This is a genomic window from Sandaracinobacteroides sp. A072, from assembly GCF_052616365.1.
Map to the genome: position 1 here is coordinate 271166 of NZ_JBQXGU010000003.1, position 19573 is coordinate 290738.

The following is a 19573-nucleotide window of genomic DNA, read 5'->3' on the forward strand; positions in this document are numbered from 1 at the left end:
TGGCGCGCGGCGAGGGACTATCGCGCGCAGCATGATCGTCACCCGCTTCGCTCCGTCGCCCACGGGCCGCCTTCACGTCGGCAATGTCCGCACCGCGCTCCTGAACTGGCTGCTTGCCCGCAAGGAAGGCGGCCGGTTCATCCTCCGCCTCGACGACACCGACACCCAGCGTTCCACCGAGGCCTTCGCCCAGTCCATCCGCGATGACCTCGCATGGCTCGGCATGGCGCCCGACGCGGAAGAGAAGCAGTCGGCCCGCATGGACCGCTACGAGGCGGTGCTGTCCGAACTCGCCGCCGCCGGCCATGTCTATCGCGCCTACGAAACGCCCGAGGAACTGGAGCTCAAGCGCAAGGTGCTGCTGGGCCGGGGTCTGCCTCCCGTCTATGATCGCGCCGCCCTTTCCCTCACCGAGGCGGACCACGCCCGCTACGAGGCCGAAGGCCGGCGACCGCACTGGCGCTTCCGGCTCGACCCTGCGCTGCCACACCAGTGGGACGATCTCGTGCGCGGGCCAAGCCACATCGACCCGGCCTCCCTTTCCGACCCGGTGATCCGCCGCGCCGACGGCAGCTGGCTCTACATGCTGCCGAGCGTGATCGACGATGTGGACATGGGCATCACCCATGTCGTGCGCGGCGAGGATCATGTGACGAACACCGGCGTGCAGCTGCAGATGTTCGCGGCCATGGGCAAGCCGGCCCCGCACTTCGGCCACGCCGCCCTGCTGACCGGGGCTGACGGCGCCCTGTCCAAGCGCCTTGGCTCGATCGGCGTTTCGGAATTCCGCGCCCGCGGCATCGAGCCGCTGGCGGTGAAGGCACTGCTCGCGCGGCTGGGCACGAGCCTGCCTGTCGAGCCGGTCACATCCGACGAGCCGCTGATCGACAGCTTCGACATCGCCAATCTCGGCCGCGCCACCGCGCGCTTCGACGAGACGGAACTGGAACGGCTGAACGCCAGCATCCTGCACCAGACGGACCATGCCGCCATCAGCGGCCGCGTTTCGCTGACCGAAACGGAGTGGCTGGCGGTGCGCGGCAATGTCTCGACCCTTGCCGAAGCCGAAAGCTGGAAAGCCGTGATCACCGGCCCCATCATCGCCTCCGCCCCGGCCGAGGAAGACCGCGCCTATCTCGCCGAGGCCGCGCGGATCCTGGCCGGCCTTGCCTTCGGGCCGGAAGTCTGGGCCGAACTGACGGACGCGCTGAAGGCCGCCACCGGCCGCAAGGGCAAGGGGCTTTTCATGCCCCTGCGCCTGGCGCTGACCGGCAAGGCGAACGGCCCCGACATGGCAGCCCTTCTGCCGCTCATCGGCCGCGAGGAAGCCTTGCGCCGTCTGGCCGCCTGACCATCGGCGCCGGCTGGCGGGGACGGGACTTCATGGCCCCGGTCCTCCGTGGTCCTCCGTGCCCGCCTCAGTCCCAGGCCAGCCTGTAGTGGCGCGGAAAGGGCGTGCCCTCGCCATCGGGCGGGGAAACGGCCCTGAGGCCCGGTCTGGCCAGAAGGGGCAGCAGCATCGCCGGCAGCAGCGCCTTGTTGATCCGATCGCCCCAGCACAGGTGCAGCCCTTCGCCCCACAGCAGATAGACATTCCACGGTCGCCCGGCGATGAAGCGCCAGGGCTTCGGCACGGCCGCCTCGTCGAACATGGCGGAGAGGTTTGACGCCAACACCATGGTGCCGGCTGCGATCTCCGTATCGCCGAGCGTGGCCGCCCGCGCAGCGCGGCGGTAGAGAATGGGGTTCAGCGGGTTGAAGCGCAGCGCCTCCCACAGATGGGCGGCAAGGGCTGCTTCGTCCCCGCTTTCGGCAGCAGCACGCGCCCTGGCGAGGTCGCCCGGGCGGCGCAGCAGCTCCTCGACGGCCAGGCAGGCCGCCTTGGACAAGGTGGGGATTGCACCGATCAGGATTCCGATGATGTTGGCGCGGATTCCATCCGGGTCGAAGGCAGCCTCACCCGCCTTCCCGGCTTCGACCGCCCGGCCGAGCAGCGTTTCGGGCCCTGCATGCGGGATCGACGCATCGATCGCCGCATTCACCCGCGCGGCGGCCTCCAGCGCCCTGTCCGTCACGGCCGGGGCGGCATCGAGGTCGGAAAAGAGGAAGTGGAACATCGCCGTCGCATCCGCGATCAGCTGGTCCGTTTCCATCGCCACCCCGAAATAGCGCTGCACCATCAGCGCCGGTATCCGGGCCGACAGCGCCGGCGGCAGGTCAACCCCGGTGCCGGCGAGCGCGGCCGCCGCCTCGGCCCGCGCCATGGCGAGCACCGGCAGAAGGTCATCCGGGCGGACGATGCGGCGCATCGCATCGGTATCGCGGCGATAGGCGGCGCCATCCTGCATGCCGAGGAAGAAATCCCGCCCGCCCGTCAGCATGCGCATGCGCGGGCCATAGACGACTTCGAATTCGGCCTGCCGCTCGATCACGGCGTGGAAATCCCGCGCGCGGGTCAGCAGCAGCGCCCCTTCGCCTGCATAGCATTTCACCGGGTTCGCCGGCAGCGCAAGACGCGGCCGCCCGAGGCGCAGCACGGCCAGCGCATTGCGCTGGCCCGATGCCGACTGGAGCACGGCGGCAAGACGCGCGCCGAAACCGCCCCGCGCCCTGAGGAAGGCGGCACCCAAGCCCGACACGCCTTCGACGGCGGAAACAAACCGCTTGAGGAACAGGCTCATGTCGGGTCCACCATGCCCTGGCCGATCATGCGCAGGGCGGTCATAGAGGGTGCGAAGAAATAATCCCCGCCGCGCGTCGAAACGAACTGCGGCAGGCCCGATGCGATGAAGGGCGGCTTGCCCTTGCCGGGGGATGCAATGACGAAGCGTGCGCCTGGCGCATGGGCGCCGACGATCGGGCAGGCATCATTGCCGGCATTGAAATCGAGGCCGTAGTTCATCCACTGCTGCTGCACGAATTCGAACTGGCGGAACAGGTTGGCGCAATGGGAAAGCATCACGATCCCGTGCTCGCCATCCGCCCGCCCGCGGCCGCCATAGGGCAGGCCGCGCCGCAGGATCCGCCGCCGGTTGTTGAGCGCCGAGCCCATGCGCTTTTCGGGCGGGCGATCCCACAGCGGGTCCAGCATGTCGCGGGTGTTGGCGCGGCGGATATGGGCGGTGACGGGGCATTTCGCGCCATCCGTGTCATCCAGATAGGTGAAGCTGGTGATCGCCGCGAGCCATTCGGCGCTTCCCTGCGTCATGCGCTGGTTGAAGGCATGCCAGTCGGCCACGGTCGGCGCCAGCGAAAGCGGCACGCCATCGGGCCAGCGCCCGGCCATCTTCGCCTTCAGCATCGCCTCGGCTTCCGCGGGGTTGTCGATGCCCCATGTCACCGCGAGATCGCGGGCGCGTGCGGCGATCCACTGGTCCCAGGCATCCACATGCTGGTGCAGCTTGCGATAGGCGATGAAGCTGCCGTTGCGGCTGAAATCGAGCGGCATGGCGCCGCCCGCCACTTCCTGCGCCTCGTCAGGCCAGCCAAGGATGAACTCCCCCGTGGCGAGCGGACGCCAGTTGCCCCGGCCATCGACAGCCCCCTGCCCGATACAGCGCAGCGTCTCCTCGCCGCCGGGATACTGCCCCTCGAACACGGGGTCGCCGATCGCGTCGACGAAGCCGAAATGCTCGGTGGGTGTGGGGCGTGCCGTTCCATCCGCGTTGGGGGCGTAGATGGCTGTCAGGTCCTGCCAGCGGCTGTCATCGCCCCGATGCCCTTCCAGCAGGCGGACATCGCCGGCAGCTTCGGCTGCCTGCAGCACGAAGCGGGTCATTGCCTCCAGCGCCGGCAGGGGCTGGCCCCGTTCATCCGCGCGGGCATTCAGCATCACCAGCATATGGGGCTTCGGCGCGTCGGGCTGCCACACCGGGTCCCAGTGTTCCGGCTTGTTGTCGAGGATGTCATCGCCCAGGATGGGCGCGCGCGCGGCCATGCCGTCGATGAACTCGTCGGGCATGCCGCGCAGCGTCCGTGTCGGCACGTTCAGCGCCAGCAGGCCCCAGAAGGTGAAGGCGATGTTGAGCGTACAGTCCGGCCGCGCCTGCGGGTTGGCGCCGGTGGAAAGCCCCTTGCTCGACGGCCAGCGCCGGGCAGTGGTGATGCGCGGGCGCAGTGCCTCGACGAAGGCCCGCCCGTCGGCGCCGTTCCCGGCCTCGAACAGCATGTAGCGGGCCTTGGGAAAACCCATCTTCCCATAGGCGGAAATGATGCCCCCCTGGATGTCGCCCAGTTCGAGTTCCACGGGCGGAAATTCGGCCTTGCGCGGCTTCACAGCATCACCTGCCTGTCCTGAATGGTTTCGGGCCGGATTTCGGGGCGGATTTCGGGGCTGACGAGATCGACCCCGTCAGACCGGATGACCCCCGGCGGCTGCGTGGGGGCGGCGGCATCGGCCGGCCGCACGGTGGCGAGAAAGCTGCCGAAGGAGGCATGGAGCGCCCGGTCATCCATGCCCTGCACCACTTCGGCGAAGAAGGCGAAGCGCTGCTGCACGTGCAGCGCCTTCAGGATGCTGGGCAAGTCGCTGTCAGGCGCGGGCGGAAAGGATTTCCCACCCAGCGACCAGAGCCGCCAGATGGCGGCCAGAAGCCCGGCGACCAGCCCCGCCGGGACCAGCGCCAGCAGCCACCAGAGGCTATCTGGCCGCAACAGCGCCCAGAACAGCGCCACGAAACCGGCCGCGACCATCAGGATGCCAAGGCTGAGGCGTCCGAAACTTTCCCCCTTCAGCGGCGGGCGGCCCGGCCAATAGTCGTTGAAGCTCATGGTCGTTGAGACCTGGCAGCGCTTCACATAGGCGACAAAGCCGGCGGCATCCTGCACGCCGTCGAAGCCATGGCAGTGGGTGAAGATCGCCCGCATTTCGGCTTCGGCTTCCCGCCAAAGTCCTTCGGCCCAGCTGCCAAGCCCCTCGTCGGGCTCTTCGGGGCGGCGGTCGAAATCGGCGGCAAGCATCAGCCAGGGGCGGGACAGCGCATCGAAGGGCTGATGCACCAGCGGATCCACCCCGCGCAGCACATTCATGATGGGGTCCGAGGGGTCGCGGCCGTTGAACATCGGCTGGTCGATCACCACAAGCCGCAGGAAATGGGTGCGGGTGCAGCGGGCGAACGGGCTCTGCATGCCCGTCTCGATGCACACGGGGCTCTGCTGGGCGGTCGGCAGGGTCGCCAGTTCCTCGCGCAGCAGATTGCCATGGGTCGTGACCCGCCCGTCCTCCACCACGCTTTCGCCCGTCTTCACCGGGGCGAGCAGGGTGAGGAAATAATGGCCGCCGTCAATGTCAGGCATCTTCGCCTCCCCAGCGTCTGCGCACCAGCGGCTGGCGGTTGAGATCGGCGCGCGCCGTGTCGTTGGAGGCGACCGGCGCAAAACCGGGCGAGCCGAGATCATTCTGGATAGTCCGCAACTCTTCCACCCAGGCTGCCCGGAAGGCTTCCGGGCCACCGGCATGGGCGGCCTCAAGGCGCAGCACGGCAGCCCTGACCCTGAGCGCTGCCTTGATGTCGCGCTGCGCGGCGCCGGGCGTGGCATTGTAATAATGGCCGGTGTCGATCTGGTTGGCGCGGATATAAGCCTTGAAGGGCGAGATCGGGATGGATTTCGGATATTTGGTGGCGCCATACCAGAAGAGGTCGAGTCCCGAGGGCAGACCATCGGCGAAGGCGTCGATATACTGGTCCCAGGTGCCGTTGAAGTTGGAACAGAAGATCATGTAATCGTTCCGCAACTGTTCCGGCGGCTGGCCGAGATCGGGCCACTGGTCGCGCCGCACGATGATCCAGCGCGCGAAATGGATGATGGAAAGCCCGAGCAGGCCCATCAGCCTTTCAGGCAGCGCCCGTGCGGCACGAAACAGGAAATGGTTGAACCAGGTCCGGCGCGGACGCATCGGCGTCAGCACGTTCATGGCATAGGCCTTTCCGGCCACGTTCGACATCGGATTCCCCCCGCACATGCCCCGGCACCGGCCAGGCCGGATAGCTTTCCGGTTATTAACGCTTTGGCAAGGATTTATGCAACCTCTTGTCATGCAAATGCAAAATGCGCTTTCCATGAGCAGTCCATGATCGCGGCGCCCCTCCGGCCCTTTACAAGCCTTGCTGCCGGCTCCACCGCATGGGCGATGCCGCCGGCAGACGGAGTCTTCTGGCCCCTCATCGGCCTCTTCGCCGGGCTGGTCGCCGGCTCCTTCCTCGCGACCCTGGTGGTTCGCTGGCCGCGCGGGCAGTCGATGGGCGGGCGCTCCCGCTGCGACGGTTGCGGCAGGGGTCTTGGCTTCATCGATCTCGTGCCACTGCTTGGCTATGTCGTCCGGCGCGGGCGCTGCCAACGGTGCGGCGCGCGGATAGACTGGCGCCACCCCGCGATCGAACTGACGGCAGCCCTCGTCGGCCTCATGGCCATGCTGGCGGCCCCCGGCCCCGAAGGGCTTGCGGGCGCGCTGTTCGGCTGGATCCTCGTCGCCCTCCTGGCGCTTGATGCCGAACATATGTGGCTGCCCGACAGGCTGACCCTGCCGCTCCTCGCGCTGGGGCTGATCCTGGGGCGGGGCGAGTTCACCGACCGCCTGCTCGGCGCGGCGCTGGGCGGGGGCGGGCTGCTCGCGATCGGCCTGCTCTACAGGGCTGTTCGCAAGCGCGAGGGGCTGGGGCTTGGCGATGTGAAGCTTATGGCGGCGCTGGGGGCATGGCTAAGCCCCTGGCTGTTGCCGCCGTTGATGCTTGCAGCAGCCCTCGCAGGCCTGCTGCTGGCAGCCGCCGGCGGCGGTCGGCAGATCGCCTTCGGGGCATGTCTTGCCGCAGTGGCCTTTCCGCTGTGGCTGGCGGCCGTCACCCTCGGCCTGCCCTGACCGGCAGCGGAGGGAACACACGTTGCGAAAGGGCACAAAGCCTTGAATCGAATCATCAAGCGCCCTACCCCATCGGCAAGAGGATTTAGCGAATCCGAAAGGCCGCAGGGGCCGCAGAAGCCGTGAGGCCAAGCCAGACGTGACCAGTACAGAGCTTTCACGGATGTTGACGGGCAAACCCGGCAGGATTCCATGCTGAAGACCCGGCTGAACGCTGGCCATTTCCTGCTTGCGGCACTGGCACTTGCCTGTGCGATTCTGGCCTGGCGCGCCCTGCTCGTGGCGCAGGCGCCCTTGCCGGCGCCGCCTCCCTTCGTGCCCCATCCTGTCGCCGATCCGGCGGCACTCACAGGCCATGATCCCTTCTTTCCGGCCCGGATTGCCAGTGGCGAATCTCTTCCGGTGACGGCGCTGCCCTTCAGCCTGCATGGCATAAGGGCCGATTCCGCGACGGGGCGCGGCAGCGCCATCATCGCCGCCGGAGATGGCCAGCAGATGGTCTATTCCGTTGGCGACGCGCTGACCGATGGCGTGACACTCGCCGCCATCGCGGGCGATCATGTCGTCCTTGAACGCGACGGCACGCGCGAGACGCTGTGGCTCGATTCCGCCGGTGCCGAAAGCGTGCGCCGCTATGATCCCAACGCCATGGATGCCATGGCCGAGGCCATCGCCGATGCCGATGGCAACCTCGTGCCGCCAAGCGATGTGCCAGCCCCAGCCGCCGGGCCGGGTGCCGTTTCCGCAGCCACCGTTTCCGCATCCGATGCCGCGCTGATGCCGGCCGCCCCGGCGGAGCTTCCCTGATGCGCCGGCCCTCGCCCCATCTCGTCGCCCTGTCCATGGCGCTGATGCTGGCGCCCGCTGCCACGGCGCCGCTTGCTGCCCAGACCACGGTGAACCTGCGCGATGCCGACATCCGCGCCTTCATCGACGATGTCGCCAAGGCCACCGGCACCAGCTTCGTGATCGACCCGCGCGTGCAGGGCAAGGTTTCCGTGGTCACCGACAGGCCGCTCGGCCGTGCGCAATATTTCGAGCTGTTCCTCGCAACCCTCAGGGCGAACGGCTTTGTCGCCGTGCCCACCGGCACGGGCCAGTATCGCATCCAGCCGGCAGAGGCCGGGGCCGGGGCTGCCGCCGTCAGTGGCAGCCGCTTCACCACAGCTGTCATCCCCCTCACCCATATCGAGGCGCAGCAGGCGGTCGAATCGCTCAGGCCCATCATCAGCCGCAACGGCACCGCAACGGCCAACCGCGCCGGCAACGCCGTCATCCTCACCGATTTCGCCGACAACATCGCCCGCGCGCGGCAGGTGCTCGGCCAGATCGACCGTGACCGCACCGCAACCCAGATCGTGAAGCTGCGCAACGCCGGCGCACGCGACCTCGCCCAGTCCCTCCAGCGGCTGGCGCAGCAGACCGGCGAAGGCCAGACTGCGGCAACATCCCTCACCATCGTTCCGATCGACGCTTCCAACTCGCTCGCGATCAAGGGCGAGACGGCGCAGGTGAAGCGCATCGTCGGCCTTGCGCGAGAACTCGATCAGAGCGCGGCGGGCGGAACCGAAGCGCGCGTGATCTTCCTGCAGCATGCCGATGCCGCATCGGTGATGCCGGTGCTGCAACAGTTGATGGGGCAGGCGCCCACGGCAGGCGCTTCGGCGGCAGCCGGGCCTTCACTGGCCGGCACGCCCTTTGGCGGCCAGGGCGGCAATCAGGGCGGCCAGACTGCCGCGGCAGCAGCCCCTGTCGCCGGCAATGTCGGGGTCGCCTCGGGCGACCAGCGGCGCCGCGCCATCATCGCCCGCTACGAGGGCGCGAATGCGCTCATCATTTCCGCGCCGCCCGAAATCCAGCGCGAACTCGGCGAAGTGATCCGCCAGCTCGACACCCGCCGCGCCCAGGTGCAGGTGGAAGCGATCATCGTCGAGATTTCCGACACGGCGGCCAAGAATCTCGGCGTGCAGTTCCTGCTGGGCGGCAACAATGGGCAGGTGCCCTTCCTGTCGTCCAACTTCTCGAACGCTGCGCCCAACCTGCTGGCGATCGCCGGTGCCATCGCGGCCGAACGCGGCGCCTTTTCTGACAGCGCCACGGGCGATGCCTTCCGCGAGGCGGCGGTCAATTCGCTACTCGGCACCAACGGCGTCACAGGCGGTTTCGGCACGGTCGGCTCGAATGCGGTCTTCGGCTTCGTCATCAACGCAGTAAAAAGCGACGCCGATTCCAACATCCTCTCCACGCCTTCCATCCTCACGCTCGACAACCAGCCCGCGCGGATTCTCGTAGGCCAGGAAATCCCCGTGACGACGGGCGAGGCGCTGGGCGACAATCTTGAAAACAGCTTCCGCACGGTCCAGCGGCAGGATGTTGGCATCCAGCTCGCCGTAAAGCCGCAGATCAATGCGGGCGGCACCGTCACCCTCAATCTGAAACAGGTTGTCTCCTCGGTGGCGGCCACCGTCGCCGACAGGGATTTCGTGCTCAACAAGCGCGAGATCGAAACCTCGGTCACCGTGGGCGACGGGCAGATCCTGGCGCTCGGCGGTCTTCTCGACGACAGCGAGCGCCGCTCGCTTCAGAAGATCCCGCTTCTGGGTGACATTCCCGGCATCGGCGCCTTCTTCCGCTCGCGCACGACATCGCGGCAGAAGACAAACCTGATGGTCTTCATCAGGCCCACCATCATCCGCAGCCAGGCCGACGCCGATTCGCTGACAGCCAGCCGCTGGAACAATGTGCGCGAGCAGCAGGTGACTCGCGAGGGCTTCTCCAGCCTCGATGCGCTGGCCTGGCAGTATCTGCGCACGCCGCCGCCCTACCGCCCCGCCCCCTATCCGGCGCCGGCAGCCAGCCAGCCAGCCCCGCCGGCCGTGCCGCAGCCGGGACCAAGGTGAGCAGCCCAGCCCCAGAGTTCGGAAACATTGGTGGCCCGGCCCGGGCGGAGCCGGAGGGCAGCCCCGCGCCCCTGCAGCCTGGCCCGCAGCCCGGCCCACAGCTCAGCCAGGGCCTTCCCACGCCGCAGCCCGCGCGCCTGCCGCCCCGACTGCCCTATGCCTTTGCCCGCAGCCATGGCGTGCTTCTCGTTTCGGGAACCGAACGGCTCGTGCTGCGCCGCAATGCAAGGCCGCAGGCCGTGATCGAGGCCCGGCGCATCGCCGGTCACGCCCTTGTGCCCGAAACGCTGGGCGATGAGGCATTCGACCGGCTTTTGTCGGAAACCTATGCAACCGACGGCCTGGCCGCCGCCGCCGATGCCGCTGCGTCCTCCAACCTCGCGACACTGGCGCGTGACACTGCCGATCTTCTCGAAAATGATGATGCCGCCCCTGTCATCCGGCTGATCAACGCGATCGTCGCGCAGGCCGTGCAGCAGGGCGCATCCGATATCCATCTCGAGCCTTCGGACGAGGGCATGTCCGTGCGCTTCCGCCGCGACGGGGTGATGGAGGATGTGCTCGCCCTTCCGGCCGAAGTCGCGCCGATGCTGGTCTCGCGCGTGAAGGTGATGGCGCGGCTCGACATCGCCGAAAAGCGCCTGCCGCAGGATGGGCGCATATCGCTCACGCTCGGCAACCGCGGGCTCGACGTGCGCGTCTCCACCCTGCCTGCCCGCGGAGGCGAGCGGGTGGTGATGCGCATCCTCGACCAGGCCTCGGTCGCGCTGGAACTGAAGGATCTGGGCCTAGACCCGGAAATCCATGCCGCGCTCACCGAAGCGCTGGGCGCACCCAATGGCATCCTCCTCGTCACCGGCCCGACGGGCGCGGGCAAGACGACCACCCTTTACGCCGCGCTGAAGCTGCTGAACGATGGCCGCCGCAACATCCTGACCGTGGAAGACCCGGTGGAATATGCGGTGCCGGGCGTCGGCCAGACCCAGGTGGACACGCGCGTCGGCCTTACTTTCGCCCAGGGGCTGCGCGCCATCCTGCGCCAGGACCCTGACGTGGTGATGGTCGGCGAAATCCGTGACCGCGAGACGGCGGAGATCGCCGTGCAGGCCGCCCTGACGGGTCACCTCGTGCTGTCGACCGTGCACGCGAATTCCGCCGCAGGCGCCATCACCCGGCTGCGCGATTTCGGAGTCGAGCCTTTCCTGATCGCGGCCACATTGCGCGCCGTGGTGGCGCAGCGGCTCGTCAGGCTGGTCTGCCCCGTCTGCGCCACGGAAGAACCGCTGCCGGCCGCCGTCGCCGCGCGCATCGGGCTTCCGGCAGGGATCCCGGTGGCCAAGGCGAACGGCTGCCCGCAGTGCCGGCACAGCGGCTATTCGAAACGGCGCGGCCTGTTCGAACTGATCACCGCCGATGCCGAGGTGCGCACGCTCATCAATGACGGTGCGGGCGAGGGGCGGCTGGAAGTGGCCGGTCTCCACCGCTCCCTGAAGGACAGCGCCCGGGCTGCCGTGCGCGAACGGCGCACGACGCCGACCGAAGTGCTGCCCCTGTTCCAGGGCGAGCCCGCGCGCGCCAGCACGCAGGATGGCGGCGCTCCGGGTATTCCGGCATGAACCAGCCCGCCCGGCAGCCGCCCGCCGCGCTGCCCTTCTGGAAGCGGCCGATCCGGCTTGGCCGCGCAACGCCGCAATCCGCCGGGGCTGCGGATACGCCGCGCCTGTCCGCGCAGGGCCGCGCCACCATGATCCGCCAGATGGCGACGCTGGCTGCCGTCATGCCCATTTCCGATGCCGTTGCCACGCTTGCCCGCCAGCCGGGCCGGGAAAACGACCGCCAGATCCTCCAGCGCACCAACAGGGGGCTGCAATCGGGCGTGTCGCTCGCGGCCGCCCTGCCTGTCTCGGCCTTTCCGCCCGAGGTGAAGGCAACGATCGCCGCCGGCGAGGCATCGGGAAGGCTGCCGCTTTTGCTGACGCGGCTGGCGGACACGCTGGAAGCCCAGGTGGCGCTGCGTTCGCGCCTGATCGCGGCGCTCGCCTATCCTGCGCTGCTGGTGCTGGTGGCCGTCGGGGTCATCATTGCCATGCTTGTCTTCGTGGTGCCCGGCATCGCCGAACAGCTCACCGGCTCAGGCCAGCCCCTGCCCTTTCTGACACGCGCGGTGCTGGCGCTGTCGAACTTCGTGCAGGGCTGGTGGCTGATCATGCTGGCGCTTTTCCTGTCGGCAGGGCTGCTGCTGTGGCTGTGGCTGAAACGGCCGGACAACCGCGCCCGCTTCGATGCCGGTCTGCTGCGGCTGCCCGTGGCAGGCTCATGGATCTCCGCGCTGGAAGCGGTGCGCTGGGCGCGGCTGCTGGCAACCATGCTGTCAGCCGGCCTGCCGCTGGCCGAGGCATTGTCAATCACGGCGCCAACGCTCGGCAACACGCGCTGGCGGGACGCCAGCAACCGCATCGCGCAACAGGTGCGGGCCGGGGCGTCGCTCTCGGCCTCCCTGCCATTGCTGCCGAACCCGCCCGGCCTCCTCATGGCGCTTGCCCAGTCGGGAGAGGCGTCGGGGCGGCTGGCCCCGCTTCTCGAATCGGCCGCCACCAGCCTCGACCAGCAGCTGTCCGACCGCAGCCGCACGGCCCTGGCCCTTGCCGAACCGGCCATCATCGTGGTTCTGGGGGGCATGGTCGGCCTCATCATCCTTGCCATCCTCCTGCCCATCCTCGAGCTGAACACCCTTGCGGGTGCCGCCGTCGGAGCGAACTGAATGTCGAACAGAACAACCCACGCCCCCCTTCCCGCCAGCAAGCGCGCCATCGCCGCCGCCGAAGCGGGCTTCACCCTTGTCGAGCTTCTGGTGGTGCTTGCCATCATCGGGCTTCTGACCACCGTGGTCGTCGTCAATGTGCTGCCGATGCAGAGCCGCGCGCAGGTGCAGAAGGCCCAGGCCGATATCGCCATGATCGAACAGGCGCTGGAATTCTGGCGCATCGACATGGGGCGCTACCCCAATGCGACGGAAGGGCTGGCCGCCCTGATCGCGCCCACGGCCACGGGCGCCAAGCTGAAGAAGCTGCCGGACGACCCCTGGGGCCGCCCCTATGGCTATGTGATCCCGGGCGAGAACAACCAGCCCTATGCCGTCTTCTCGCTCGGCGCTGACGGCCAGCCCGGCGGGGAGGGGGAGAACGCGGACCTGCGGAGCGACCGCTGACATGAAGGCCGGGGCCGGCGAGCAGGGCTTCGCCCTGATCGAGATGCTGGTGGCCATGGTGCTGCTGAGCCTCGTCGGCCTCACCCTCGCCCGCTTCCAGACCTTCCAGCTCTCGGGCACGGCCAGCCTTGCGGCGGCCGCCGCCGCGAGGCTTGAGGCGGACAACATCGCCATCGACATGCTGGCGGCCCCCCTTGCCCCCACCGCCCCCACCAGCGGCACCAGCCTGAACGGCGGCCGCAGCTGGCACTGGACGGCAACGCCCGCGCCTACTCCCGACCAGCAGATCATGCCGGGCATCGTCAGGGTGGACATTCTCGTATCGGCAACGCCCGGCGGGCCGCCGCTCGCCAGCCGCAGCATCCTTCGCCCGCTCAGCCATGATAGCATCCAGCGCCTGCCAGAAACCGGGGATGGCAGCAGATGACCGTGCAGATGACCGTGCAATCCGGGCCGGAAAACCGGACAGCAGGGGCAAGCCGGGGGGAGGCAGGCTTCACCCTGGTCGAAATGCTGGTCGCCATCCTGCTCTTCGGGATCATCGCCAGCGTCGCCACGGCCCTCACCACGGGGGCGACGCGAAGCTTCGCCGCGACCGAAGGGGCGCTCGCAAATATCAGCAACATCGACATGGCGCGCACCCTTCTCGCGGCCGATCTCGGCCAGGCCGCGCGGCGGCCGAGCCTCGCGGCGGACGGGCGGCCCATGCCGGCCTTCACCCTGTTGCCCGAAGGCTTCGTGCTGGTGCGCCGGGGCGTTGCCGGCACGCTGCCGCAGGTGGAAAAACTGGCCTGGGGCTTCGACGGGGCGCGGCTGCTGCGCCAACCCTTCCCCGCGATCGACGGGGCGGAACCGGGCGAGGCGGTGGTGATCCTGCCCGCCGTCCGCGGCATCCGCCTGCGCGTTGCCGGAGACAATGGCTGGCAGGATGTCTGGGCGCCCGCCCGGCCCGAGGATCTTCCGCGCGCAGTCGAAATCACCCTCATCGGCATGGATGGCGTGCCCGTGGTGATGAAATTCCTGGTGGCGGCATGACAATGGCGCATGTGACAATGGCGCATCTGCCCGCGCGTGAACGCGGCGCCGCCCTGCTCGCCGTTCTGGCGATGGTGATGCTGCTTTCCGGCTTCGCATCGCTTGGCCTGTCGCGGTTGCGCGCGGCAAGCGACCGGGTCGTCTCTTCCGAGGCACGCTCGGAAGCGCAGCTTCTGGCGAGCACCGGAACCACGGCAGCCGTCGCCATCATCCAGCCGCTGAAGGCAAGGGCCGGTCGCCGGCCCGACATCCTGCAGGCGCCTATCCCCCTGCCGATGGGCGGCGGCCGGGTGATCCTGCGATTTTCGGATGCCGGGGCCTGTTTCAACCTCAACAGCCTTTCGGTGCCGCAGGGACGATCGGGCATGGCAAGCGCCGTGGCGCAGGCGCGTCCGCAGGATTTCGCGCGCCTGCTGTCGGCAGCCGGCATTCCGCTGCTGGAGGCCGATGCAATCGCGAAGTCGACGGCAGCCCGCCTTTCGGCCACCGGCCAGCTCTGGGCGGATGCCAGCGAATGGGTGACGGTGCCGGGCGTGACACAGGCGCACTGGGCAGCGGCCGGCCAGCTTCTGTGCGCCCTTCCCAACCGCGAGGCCTCCGCCATCAACATCAACAGCCTGACGCCCGAAAAGGCGCCGCTGCTCGTTGCCATGGGTCTTGGGCCGGATGAAGCACGCCGCGCGCTCGCCGGACGGCCACGCGAAGGCTGGACCTCGGCCAATGACTTCTGGCAACAGACTTCGTCGGCCGGCGTGCCTGAAAGTGCGGGCGCGCAGGTCGTCGGCACAAGCAGCCGGTGGATCGCGCTCGATCTTGTCGCGGAAACGCCGCGTGCCCGGGTGCGTCGAACGGTACTTCTGGATACGGTGCGCAGCCCGGCGCGGGTGGTCGGAAGCATCTGGCAGGCAGTGGAGATGGCGGCATGACCCTGCTGATCGAGACGGAAGACGGCCGCCGCCGGCTCGGCGCCGAAACGGACGAAGGCGCGCCGGTGCTGCTGATTCCCGGCGAGGATGTGTCTCTTCACCGGCTGGCGCTTCTGGAAACCACGCCCGAAGCCCGCTTGCAGGAAGCCAGGATGCGCGCTGTCGACCTAGCGGCCCAGCCGGTCGAGGATCTGCATGTCGCTGTCGGCCCGCCCGACGCGGACGGCGCAAGCTGGGTCGGCCTGATCGACCGCGCGGTGATGGACCGCCATGTCGCCCGCTTCGCCGTAGATGGCGGAATGCCCGCAGCACTCGTGCCGGCTGCCCTGCTGCTCGACCCGCCAGCCGAAGAGCCGACGCTCGCCCGGCTGGACGACAGGCTGCTGATCCGCACGGCCGATTATGCTGCACTGGTGGAAAAGAGCCTGCTGCCCCAGCTCGCCCCCGGAAGCTGGACCCGTCTGCCGGAGCGGATCGCCGAATTCGCGCCCCGCGAACCCGAGGGCCCCCTGCCGCTTGACCTGCTGCAAGGCCCCTATGCACCGCGGCTGCGCTGGTGGCGCACACGCGGCTTCCTGATACCCGCCGCCATCCTGGCCCTCTTGCTAATGCTGCTGCTTGCGGCACCGGCGCTCATCGAGCGCGTGCGATCGGCCGCCGCAATCGCCGGCTATGACGAGGGGACCATGACCCTTGCCCGGCAGGTTCTGAAGGCTGAGCCGGCGGATGCCGGGGCTGCGGCCGGGGCGCTTGCCGGCGCACGGCGGCTGGCCGAAGGCGACGCCCCCGTCGCCCGGCTGGCGCATGCCGCCGCCGCCATGGAGGGCGTGGCCGGCGCCAGGTTCGACAGGGTGACACTGAAACCCGCCGAGGGGCTGGAAATCCTGCTCGCCGGGCCGGAAGAGGCCATGCGCGAAGTGGGCTTTCGTCTTTCCAGCGGGCCCTTCGATGTGCAGACGGATGGCGCGCGTCTCATGATCGGCGGCCGCCGCGCCGGCCTTGCCGAAAAGCCAACGCCCCTCACCGATGCGATGCTGCGCTTCGTGAATGCCCGCGCCGATGCGGCCCTGGTGGCCGACCGTGCCCGGCTTGGCCCGCGCCCGGATGCTGCAAAGCTTTCGGGGATGGTCTCGGCAGCCGGCCTCGCCGACGCCACGACAGCGATCACGCCCATGGGCATGGACATCGTGATTCCGGCTGCCCGTTCGCCGGTTCTTCTGCCGCTTCTGGCCCGCATGGAAGCGGCAGGCGCAGTCATCACGGCACTGTCCATTACGCGCAACGGCGATGAAACCCTCAACGCCAGAATCGGTCTTCTGAAATGATCCTGCTCTCCGCACTCGTCGTTGCAGCGCTGGGCCTCGGGGAAATCCCGCCCCAGAAAATGGCCTCCGGCCGCTGCGTCACCTTCCTCTGGACCCGGAGCGAACCGCAGATACGCATCGCCATGGTGGATGAAAGCGTCGGCGTGCTCAGGATGCGCCGCAATGGCCGCGTGATCGACCTGCGCCAGACAGCGCCCACGCGCTATGCCGGCCACGGCCTGAATGTGACGGTTTCCGTCGATTACGAGCAGCGTGAAGGCCTCAGTGCCGGGGCAGTGGTGGAAAGCGGCGCCCTCAGGGTGGAAGCTGAAGGGCGCGATGCAATCGTCGTCCCCGTCGGGGGCATGCGCGCCTGCCAATAGGGACGGCCGGCTGGGTCAGGCAGCACTCAGATGCGGCAGGCCCTGCCCTGCGCATAGCCTTTCAGGAAACCGCGCCGCGCCGTGGCGGCCGCGACCATGGTGCGGAAGCGCCGGTCGGATTCGGCGGCGCCCGTTGCTTCGCGAACCAGCCCCCGGAACGGAATCAGCGAATTGACGACGGAACGCGCCCCGGCTTCCGCAAGCCGCCCAGGCAAAGGGTCGCCCCGCTCGTCGGTGGCATCGACATCGGGGCCAAGCACCTCGTCCAGCTGGCCGATGGCAAGCCGCACATCCCGGCAGGTGCGGATGCCGTTGAGCGAATAGGGCGCGCGCTGCGAATCCAGCAGGATTTCGGGCGGGTTTTCCTTCAGGGCGCCAATGTCCTTGAAGGGCTGCCGCACGACACCCTCGGCCTTCGTCTCGACACCCTTTTCCTGGGCGGCTGCCGGCGCCGGCAGGAAAAAGGCGGTGGCAAACAATGTCAGCAGCAATATCCTCATGCGAGGATCCTGGCACATGCCGGCTGAACCCTAGATGTCGAGATTGGCGACCGACAGGGCATTGTGCTGGATGAACTCACGCCGCGGCTCGACGACATCGCCCATAAGCTGTGTGAAGGTTTCGTCGGCAAGGGTCGCATCGCCGATGTCCACCTTCAGAAGCGTGCGGGCGGCTGGGTCCAGCGTGGTTTCCCACAACTGCTCGGCATTCATCTCGCCAAGCCCCTTGTATCGCTGCACGGCCAGGCCCTTGCGGCCCGCATCCATCACTGTGTCCAGAAGCTCCGACGGGCGGCGCACAATGGTGGCGCCCAGCCGTGCCGGTGTCGTCCAGGTCTCCGCCTGCTCGGCCGCAAGGCTGTGGAGCTTGCGCGCCTCGGCGCTGGTGACGAAGGCGCGGTCGATCACATGGGCATCGGTGACGCCGCGCTCGGTGTGACGGATGACATAGCCGCCCTCCGCCCCCGGCTCGACGCTCCAGCCGCTGTCACCGGCGTTGAGCCAGGCTTCTAGCCGGGCGGATACCGCCGAAGCGTCGGTCGCGGCCGGGTCGAGCGCGCCGGCAAGGGCCAGCGCCTCCACGAGCGGGGCGGGGTAGCGGCGGGGCACATAGGCCATCAGCCGCTTCATGCGCCGCGCATGGTCGATCAGCTGCACCAGGTCGGACCCGGTGCGCGTCTCGCCGCCGACTTCGAACGAAACGCCGGAAACGCCGGCTGTCACCAGATATTCCTCCAGCGCGGCCTCGTCCTTCAGATAGACCTCCGAGCGCCCGCGCGTGACCTTGTAGAGCGGCGGCTGGGCGATGAAGATATGGCCATTGCGGAACAGTTCCGGCATCTGGCGGTAGAAAAAGGTCAGCAGAAGCGTGCGGATGTGGGCGCCATCGACGTCGGCGTCGGTCATGATGACGATCTTGTGGTAGCGCAGCTTTTCCAGGTTGAATTCATCATGGATGCCGGCGCCCAGCGCCTGGATGATGGTGCCGATCTCCTTCGAGGAAAGCATGCGGTCCAGCCGCACCCGTTCCACGTTCAGGATCTTGCCCCGGATCGGCAGAATGGCCTGGAAGCTGCGGTCGCGGCCCTGTTTTGCCGAACCGCCGGCTGAATCCCCTTCCACGATGAAAAGCTCGGACTTGGCCGGATCCTTTTCCTGGCAGTCCGCCAGCTTGCCCGGAAGCGAAGCCACCGTCAGTGCCGATTTTCGGCTGGCTTCGCGTGCCCGGCGCGCGGCCTCGCGGGCGACAGCTGCCTCGATGATCTTCTGGACAATGGCGCGCGACGACTGGGGGTTTTCCTCAAGCCATTCGGCCAGCTTGTCGGCCAGCAGGGATTCCAGCGGCTGCCGCACTTCGGACGAGACCAGCTTGTCCTTGGTCTGGCTGGAGAATTTCGGGTCGGGCAGCTTCACCGACACAACCGCCGTCAGCCCCTCGCGCATGTCGTCGCCGGAAAGGCCGACCTTTTCCTTCTTCAGCAGGCCGGACTTGTCGGCATAGGCATTGAGCGTGCGGGTCAGCGCGGCGCGGAAGGCCGCCATGTGGGTGCCGCCATCGCGCTGGGGGATATTGTTGGTGAAGGCCAGCACCTGCTCATAATAGCTGTCGTTCCACTGCAGGGCGACTTCGATGCCGATATCGTCGCGCTGGCCGCGGATGGCGACAGGCTCGGGCATCAGGGGCGTCTTGGTGCGATCGAGCCAGCGCACGAACTCGACGAGGCCGCCATCATAGCGGAATTCGGTCTGTGTCTTATCGGCGTGGCGGGCATCCGTGAGGATGAGGCGCACGCCCGAATTCAGGAAGGCGAGTTCGCGGAAGCGGTGCTCGAGCCGGGCGAAATCGAACTCGATTCCGGTGCGGAAGGTCTCGATGGAGGGCAGGAAGGTCACGCTGGTGCCGCGCCGGTCGCCCTGCGGGCCGGAGATGGCGAGCGGCGCTTCCGGCACACCATGGCGGAAGCGCATGAAATGCTCGTGGCCGTCGCGCCAGATGCGCAGTTCCAGCCAGTCGGACAGGGCGTTCACCACCGAAACGCCGACGCCGTGAAGCCCGCCCGAGACCTTGTAGCTGTTGCCCTCGACATTGTTGAACTTGCCGCCGGCATGCAGCTGGGTCATCACCAGCTCGGCTGCCGAAACCCCTTCTTCGGGGTGGATGCCGGTCGGGATGCCGCGGCCATTGTCCTCGACCGTGACGCTGCCATCGGCATTGAGCGTGACGAGCACATGGTCGCAATGGCCGGCAAGCGCCTCGTCGATGGCGTTGTCCGACACTTCGAACACCATGTGGTGCAGGCCGGAACCGTCATCGGTGTCGCCGATGTACATGCCGGGGCGTTTCCTGACCGCCTCCAGACCCTTCAGAACCTGAATGGATTCAGCACCATATTCGCCCTGTGCGGAGGCGTTGGCCATGCTCTCTTCGTTCATGCCCGGGGTATAGGGAATGGCGCGCCCC

Annotated in this window: 18 protein-coding genes; 12 read left to right on the plus strand and 6 right to left on the minus strand. The window is 68.2% G+C overall.

Translation table 11 applies throughout. From position 1 onward, the window contains the following. The first annotated feature begins 31 nt into the window (after positions 1-31). Positions 32-1351 carry a glutamate--tRNA ligase gene (gene gltX, locus ACUJ46_RS10225; protein WP_445390384.1) on the plus strand — a complete coding sequence of 440 codons (1320 nt, stop codon included), beginning with the start codon at positions 32-34 and terminating at the stop codon, positions 1349-1351. A gap of 67 nt (positions 1352-1418) precedes the next feature. Here the strand turns inward: gltX and ACUJ46_RS10230 are convergent, their stop codons facing one another. Genes ACUJ46_RS10230 through ACUJ46_RS10245 form a run of 4 tightly spaced genes read right to left on the minus strand, consistent with a single transcriptional unit; the run spans position 1419 to position 5944 of the window. Further along, a complete protein-coding gene (locus ACUJ46_RS10230; RefSeq protein WP_445390385.1) occupies positions 1419-2681 on the minus strand; it encodes a cytochrome P450 in 1263 nt (420 codons plus the stop codon). Continuing rightward, entirely contained in the window at positions 2678-4276 is a 1599-nt protein-coding gene (locus tag ACUJ46_RS10235) for a Dyp-type peroxidase (RefSeq protein WP_445390386.1), read from the minus strand. Before ACUJ46_RS10235 ends, ACUJ46_RS10230 begins: the two co-directional genes overlap by 4 nt. Further along, on the minus strand, positions 4273-5295 hold the full coding sequence (locus tag ACUJ46_RS10240; RefSeq protein ID WP_445390387.1) for a hypothetical protein: 1023 nt from the start codon (positions 5293-5295) through the stop codon (positions 4273-4275). Before ACUJ46_RS10240 ends, ACUJ46_RS10235 begins: the two co-directional genes overlap by 4 nt. Next, a complete protein-coding gene (locus ACUJ46_RS10245; RefSeq protein WP_445390388.1) occupies positions 5288-5944 on the minus strand; it encodes a hypothetical protein in 657 nt (218 codons plus the stop codon). Before ACUJ46_RS10245 ends, ACUJ46_RS10240 begins: the two co-directional genes overlap by 8 nt. Positions 5945-6070: 126 nt before the next feature. On the opposite strand from ACUJ46_RS10245, the gene ACUJ46_RS10250 reads away from it, so the two are divergent. From ACUJ46_RS10250 to ACUJ46_RS10300, 11 genes are all read left to right on the plus strand, one after another. Continuing rightward, complete coding sequence (locus tag ACUJ46_RS10250; protein ID WP_445390389.1) at positions 6071-6856, plus strand: prepilin peptidase; 786 nt, start codon at positions 6071-6073, stop codon at positions 6854-6856. A gap of 192 nt (positions 6857-7048) precedes the next feature. Continuing rightward, positions 7049-7663, plus strand: a complete 615-nt coding sequence (locus ACUJ46_RS10255; RefSeq protein ID WP_445390390.1) for a type II secretion system protein N — start codon at positions 7049-7051, stop codon at positions 7661-7663. Next, on the plus strand, positions 7663-9756 hold the full coding sequence (gene gspD / locus ACUJ46_RS10260) for a type II secretion system secretin GspD (RefSeq protein WP_445390391.1): 2094 nt from the start codon (positions 7663-7665) through the stop codon (positions 9754-9756). Before ACUJ46_RS10255 ends, gspD begins: the two co-directional genes overlap by 1 nt. Next, positions 9753-11372 (plus strand): GspE/PulE family protein, encoded by a 1620-nt coding sequence (locus ACUJ46_RS10265; protein ID WP_445390392.1) that lies wholly within the window; start codon positions 9753-9755, stop codon positions 11370-11372. Before gspD ends, ACUJ46_RS10265 begins: the two co-directional genes overlap by 4 nt. Beyond that, positions 11369-12517 (plus strand): type II secretion system F family protein, encoded by a 1149-nt coding sequence (locus ACUJ46_RS10270; protein WP_445390393.1) that lies wholly within the window; start codon positions 11369-11371, stop codon positions 12515-12517. Before ACUJ46_RS10265 ends, ACUJ46_RS10270 begins: the two co-directional genes overlap by 4 nt. Beyond that, complete coding sequence (gene gspG, locus ACUJ46_RS10275; protein WP_445390394.1) at positions 12518-12964, plus strand: type II secretion system major pseudopilin GspG; 447 nt, start codon at positions 12518-12520, stop codon at positions 12962-12964. Position 12965: 1 nt separating this feature from the next. Continuing rightward, on the plus strand, positions 12966-13391 hold the full coding sequence (locus tag ACUJ46_RS10280; protein ID WP_445390395.1) for a type II secretion system protein: 426 nt from the start codon (positions 12966-12968) through the stop codon (positions 13389-13391). Further along, on the plus strand, positions 13388-13999 hold the full coding sequence (locus ACUJ46_RS10285) for a type II secretion system protein GspJ (RefSeq protein WP_445390396.1): 612 nt from the start codon (positions 13388-13390) through the stop codon (positions 13997-13999). The genes ACUJ46_RS10280 and ACUJ46_RS10285 overlap by 4 nt, the downstream gene beginning before the upstream one ends. Continuing rightward, entirely contained in the window at positions 13996-14925 is a 930-nt protein-coding gene (gene gspK / locus ACUJ46_RS10290) for a type II secretion system minor pseudopilin GspK (RefSeq protein ID WP_445390397.1), read from the plus strand. The genes ACUJ46_RS10285 and gspK overlap by 4 nt, the downstream gene beginning before the upstream one ends. After that, a complete protein-coding gene (gspL, locus tag ACUJ46_RS10295) occupies positions 14922-16250 on the plus strand; it encodes a type II secretion system protein GspL (protein ID WP_445390398.1) in 1329 nt (442 codons plus the stop codon). The genes gspK and gspL overlap by 4 nt, the downstream gene beginning before the upstream one ends. Further along, entirely contained in the window at positions 16247-16612 is a 366-nt protein-coding gene (locus ACUJ46_RS10300) for a hypothetical protein (protein ID WP_445390399.1), read from the plus strand. Before gspL ends, ACUJ46_RS10300 begins: the two co-directional genes overlap by 4 nt. Positions 16613-16638: 26 nt before the next feature. Here ACUJ46_RS10300 and ACUJ46_RS10305 read toward each other — a convergent pair whose 3' ends face one another. Both ACUJ46_RS10305 and gyrB read right to left on the minus strand, forming a co-directional pair. After that, positions 16639-17112 (minus strand): hypothetical protein, encoded by a 474-nt coding sequence (locus tag ACUJ46_RS10305; RefSeq protein WP_445390400.1) that lies wholly within the window; start codon positions 17110-17112, stop codon positions 16639-16641. Positions 17113-17142: 30 nt separating this feature from the next. Beyond that, complete coding sequence (gyrB, locus tag ACUJ46_RS10310) at positions 17143-19545, minus strand: DNA topoisomerase (ATP-hydrolyzing) subunit B (RefSeq protein WP_445390401.1); 2403 nt, start codon at positions 19543-19545, stop codon at positions 17143-17145. Positions 19546-19573: the final 28 nt, after the last annotated feature.